This window comes from Gemmiger formicilis (assembly GCF_016901605.1).
Classification (GTDB): domain Bacteria; phylum Bacillota; class Clostridia; order Oscillospirales; family Ruminococcaceae; genus Gemmiger; species Gemmiger formicilis_B.
Map to the genome: position 1 here is coordinate 1 of NZ_JACJKP010000631.1, position 268 is coordinate 268.

Annotated in this window: 1 protein-coding gene; it reads right to left on the bottom strand. The window is 48.1% G+C overall.

From position 1 onward, the window contains the following. The coding region (locus H6B10_RS16230; RefSeq protein WP_204652448.1) for a hypothetical protein at nt 1-268 on the bottom strand (268 nt) is incomplete at both ends.

Sequence of the window (268 nt, forward strand, 5' to 3'; positions counted from 1 at the left end):
CCCCACCGGCCTTTTGTGCCAATACCGGAACAACCATATATTGATAGCAAGTCCTACGACGATCCCTGCAATCATTCCGGCGTTTCCAAGCAGTACCAACATTTTATTTTGCTGACCCCACCCATAGCTGAATATACCAAAGGCTGCTCCCCAGATGATCGTCAATGGCAGATAGGCACGCAGCACATCTTTCCATTGTCCATGCCACAACAGCCACAGTGGTCCCAACAATATGATATCGTCATTACAGTCCGGTTCCAGCAAAATA